This window comes from Bradyrhizobium sp. CCBAU 45394 (genome assembly GCF_028128655.1).
In the GTDB taxonomy this organism is placed as follows: Bacteria; Pseudomonadota; Alphaproteobacteria; order Rhizobiales; family Xanthobacteraceae; genus Bradyrhizobium; species Bradyrhizobium diazoefficiens.
Genome location: NZ_LBIX01000101.1, coordinates 1 through 3,886, shown reverse-complemented (window position 1 = coordinate 3,886; position 3,886 = coordinate 1). Strand labels below are relative to the sequence as shown.

The 3,886-nt window shown below is 62.1% G+C and carries 5 protein-coding genes; all 5 read left to right on the top strand.

Annotated features, from left to right (window positions below):
• The first annotated feature begins 49 nt into the window (after positions 1-49).
• The 5 genes from tnpA to WN73_RS12110 all read left to right on the top strand — a co-directional run bounded on the left by tnpA (position 50) and on the right by WN73_RS12110 (position 3,564).
• Positions 50-457: an IS66-like element accessory protein TnpA gene (gene tnpA, locus WN73_RS12130; RefSeq protein ID WP_271552935.1), complete on the top strand. Its 408-nt coding sequence runs from the start codon at positions 50-52 to the stop codon at positions 455-457.
• On the top strand, positions 454-822 hold the full coding sequence (tnpB, locus tag WN73_RS12125; protein WP_271552934.1) for an IS66 family insertion sequence element accessory protein TnpB: 369 nt from the start codon (positions 454-456) through the stop codon (positions 820-822). Before tnpA ends, tnpB begins: the two co-directional genes overlap by 4 nt.
• 51 nt (positions 823-873) lie before the next feature.
• On the top strand, positions 874-2,439 hold the full coding sequence (gene tnpC, locus WN73_RS12120) for an IS66 family transposase (RefSeq protein WP_442870077.1): 1,566 nt from the start codon (positions 874-876) through the stop codon (positions 2,437-2,439).
• 122 nt (positions 2,440-2,561) lie between these two features.
• Complete coding sequence (locus WN73_RS12115; protein ID WP_271552933.1) at positions 2,562-3,062, top strand: hypothetical protein; 501 nt, start codon at positions 2,562-2,564, stop codon at positions 3,060-3,062.
• 46 nt (positions 3,063-3,108) lie between these two features.
• Positions 3,109-3,564 (top strand): hypothetical protein, encoded by a 456-nt coding sequence (locus tag WN73_RS12110; protein ID WP_271552932.1) that lies wholly within the window; start codon positions 3,109-3,111, stop codon positions 3,562-3,564.
• The last annotated feature ends 322 nt before the right edge of the window (positions 3,565-3,886 follow it).

Genomic DNA, 3,886 nt, shown 5'->3' with positions numbered 1-3,886 from the left:
CGGTGAAGGCCGCCTTGCCGAGTGAGGCGTATTGTTGAGAACTGTCCTTATGGACAGTGATAGGCGCAGTGCCCAAGTCGAACGGCTCGAAGTAGTGGATACAGGCCGGCGGCGGCGCTGGTCCGAGGATGAGAAGCTCAAGATCGTCCTGGAGAGCTTACAGGCGCCGCGCCAGGTCGCGGCGACGGCGCGGCGATATGGCGTTTCGCGCTCGTTGCTGCTGCGATGGCGGCGAGCGTTTCGTCCCGAGCCGGCGGATGCCGCCGATCAGCACACGAGCTTCATACCGGCGATGCTGGTACCGGAATCGGGGGCGACGCCTGGTCCAGTCGAGCCGGCCGGCGGGGCGATCGAGATCGAGTTTGCGGCCGGAGCTCGGATGCGGATTACTGGCGCGGTCGACGCGGCGACGCTGAAGGCGGTGGTCGTGGCGCTGGCAGATGGACGGCTGCGGTGATCCCCATCCCGTCGGGCGTGCGGGTGTGGATTGCGACCGGCCACACCGACATGCGTCGCGGCATGAACTCGCTGGCCGTGCTGGTGCAGGAAGCCTTCAGGCGCGATCCGCACGGCGGCGACCTCTACGTGTTCCGAGGCAAGAGCGGCAAGCTGATCAAGATCCTCTGGCACGATGGATTAGGCATGTCGCTCTACGCCAAGCGGCTGGAGCGCGGCCGTTTTCTCTGGCCATCACCGGTTGATGGCGTGGTGAGCATCACCCCAGCCCAACTTGGCTACCTACTGGAGGCATTGACTGGCGGATGCCGCAACACACGTGGCGGCCGCAGGCGGCTGGCTGATCGCTGGGATTTGAATCGATAACACGATCGACAGTTCGGACAGAGCTAGCGTCTTGTGATTCTCTGGTCGGCGATGGGCGCCGATGATTCTCTCCCCGACGATGTGGTGACGCTGAAGGCGATGCTGCGCGCCGAGCGAGCGGCCCGCTTGGCCGCGGAGGCGGAGGCTCAGGCACGGACACTGCTGATCGAGAAGCTCAAGCTCACGATCAGGAAGCTGCGGCACGAGCAGTTCGGACAGTCCTCCGAGCGCGGCGCATTGCTGGACCAGCTCGAGCTGCAGCTCGCCGACCTGGAGGAGAACGCGGCGCAAGCCGAGACGGCGGCGCAGATGGCAGCCGACAAGATTGCGGTGCCATCGTTCGAGCGCCGCAAGCCGGCCCGCCGGCCGCTGCCGGAGCATTTGCCGCGGGAACGCCTTGTTTATCCGGTGCCTGCCACCTGCCCATGCTGCGGCGATAGCCGATTGCGCAAGATCGGCGAGGACGTGACCGAGACGCTGGAGCTCATTCCGCGCCAGTGGAAGGTGATCCAGCATGTGCGCGAGAAGCTCGTCTGCCGGGCCTGCGAAGCGATCACCCAGCCGCCGGCCCCCTCGCATCCGATTGCGCGCGGGCGTGCGGGGCCCAAGCTGCTGGCCCATATCCTGTTCGCCAAGTACGGCCTGCACCTGCCGCTCAATCGTCAGAGCGACGTCTATCAACGTGAAGGCGTCGACCTCGACGTGTCGACGCTCGCGGACTGGGTATCCGCCGCAACCCTGATGCCGCTGGTAGATGCGATCCGGAGCCACGTCTTCGCGGCCGAGCGCATCCACGCCGACGACACCACAGTGCCGGTGCTGGCCAAGGGCAAGACCCGAACCGGCCGGCTCTGGACCTATGTGCGCGACGACCGCCCGTTTGCCGGGCCAGATCCGCCGGCGGCCGTGTTCTTCTACTCGCCGGATCGTGGCGGTGAGCATCCGGAGCAGCATTTGACCGGATATGCCGGACTGATGCAGGCCGACGCCTATGCTGGATTCAGCAAGCTCTACGAGGCCAATCGCAAAGCAGGCCCGATCATCGAGGCCGCGTGCTGGGCGCACGGCAGGCGCAAGTTCTTTGATCTGGCACGGCTCAGCAAGGCGCCGATCGCGGCCGAGGCGGTCAAGCGCATCGATGTCCTGTTCGCCATCGAACGTGAGATCAACGGTCTTGCGCCGCAGGAGCGCCTGCGCGTGCGCCAGGAGCGTAGCCGCGCCCTGATCGTTGAGCTGGAGGCGTGGTTGCGCGAGCAGCGCGCCAAGCTCTCCAAGAACAACGACACGACCAAGGCGATCAATTACTGCCTCAATCGCTGGGATGCATTCACCCGCTTCCCTGATGACGGGCGGCTCTGCATGTCGAACAATGCCGCCGAGCGCGAGCTTCGGGCTGTCGCCGTGGGCAGAAGAAATTGGACCTTCGCCGGCTCCGATGAGGGCGGCCGGCGTGCGGCTGCGATCTACACCCTCATCGCAACCGCCAAGCTCAACGACATCGATCCACAGGCTTGGCTCGCCGACGTGCTGGCCCGCCTGCCGGATCATCCCGCCAAGCGCATCCACGAACTCATGCCCTGGAATTGGCGACCTCAGAACGTCGCTCACGCCGCATAAGCGCGGTCAGCCATCCCGCTCAAGATGACCTAACCAGGGGCCGTCACCGGACGCGTACGCTTGCCAATTGGCATTTGTGACGCTCGTTGGCAGGCGTCAGTGTCCGCGCAAGGAGCGGCACCATGGTCGCTCCCACCCATGCGGCGAGAAAAAACCCCTTTAAAAACAGTTATATATTACCATGCGTCGCGATCTTTGCAAAAGTTCTGAACAAAATATCTGAAATCAACGCAAAAGATCTTGTGTTGAGATCTTCACTCTGGTATACGTCGTTTCATTCCACCCTGGATCGGAGAGGAACGCACTCAATGAATTCCAATTCCTTGGCCCAACTCAAAGCGCTGCAAGCCGAAGCCCACACCCTTCACAAGAACCTTGGTTTCTTCACACAGCGCCTGGACGCGCTAGTTGCCGAGCAGAATCCGACCGATGGGCCGGAGACCACGCCTAGCGACTGGAAGCGCGAGGACGGCCGCCTCAGCGACAAGGGCGTGACCGCGATGGAGATGATGTTCCAGTCCGGTCGTAGCGTTACCGAAGTCGCCAAGTCCTTCGACATCACTGTCAGCGCCGCCAGCCATCGCAAGCGCATTTGGCAAGCGAAGAACGGCCCTGCCGCGTGATCGGCAATAGCCATCTAATTAAGTCCACCGAAAAAGGGAGCGCACGATGAAGAAAGACCTGACCACACTGACACTCAAAGAACTTGAGATCATGATGACCAACGCCCGGAAGTCCACGTCACCGAACGCAACCGACGTGTACCGGGCAGCGGCGGTCGAGCTGTTTCGTCGCCACGGCAGTGATTATACCGACCCGGTAATTGCAGACTGTTGGGGAGCGCTCGCTCTACTCGACCGCTGCCGATACGAGAAGACCGGCAAACGTTTGAAGTCGCAGCATAGCGTGAATTCGATCAAGCGTAATGGCGAGATTGCCTTCATGACTGCTTGTGCTCGCGGCAAGACCGAAGGCACGGGCTTTGTAGTCCTTGTGGAAGCCGGTCTTGGGCAATGCACCGTGGAGTACATCGTCGCGACCAACCCAGACCGCTTCCCTCCAGATGCAGTTAGCTCGGCGCGAAGCCGTTTGTCCGACCACGGTGTGCCGCTCCCAACCGCCTGACAACAATCTAAGAGCTCAGCGCTGCAAGTGATCTTACCCGTCCTAGCGGCCCTGAGCTTTGCCTTCCGCGCTCGGAAGCCTGACGCAATCTACCCGGTGACTAGTGCATCCACTGGTGGATCATCTATCCATGCATGGATAGATTTCATAATGATTTCAATGACTTAATCCTGCCACACTCTCATTGAAAAAGTCCTTTCAAAGATGACCTGCGCGATCCCGTGCATGTCGCGATGCGCCTAACCCGGTAGACCTGCGCAGGCGAGCTATGCGGGATTTTGGGTGACGAGGCGATCAGGCGGCGTGGTTTGCCGGCATTCGG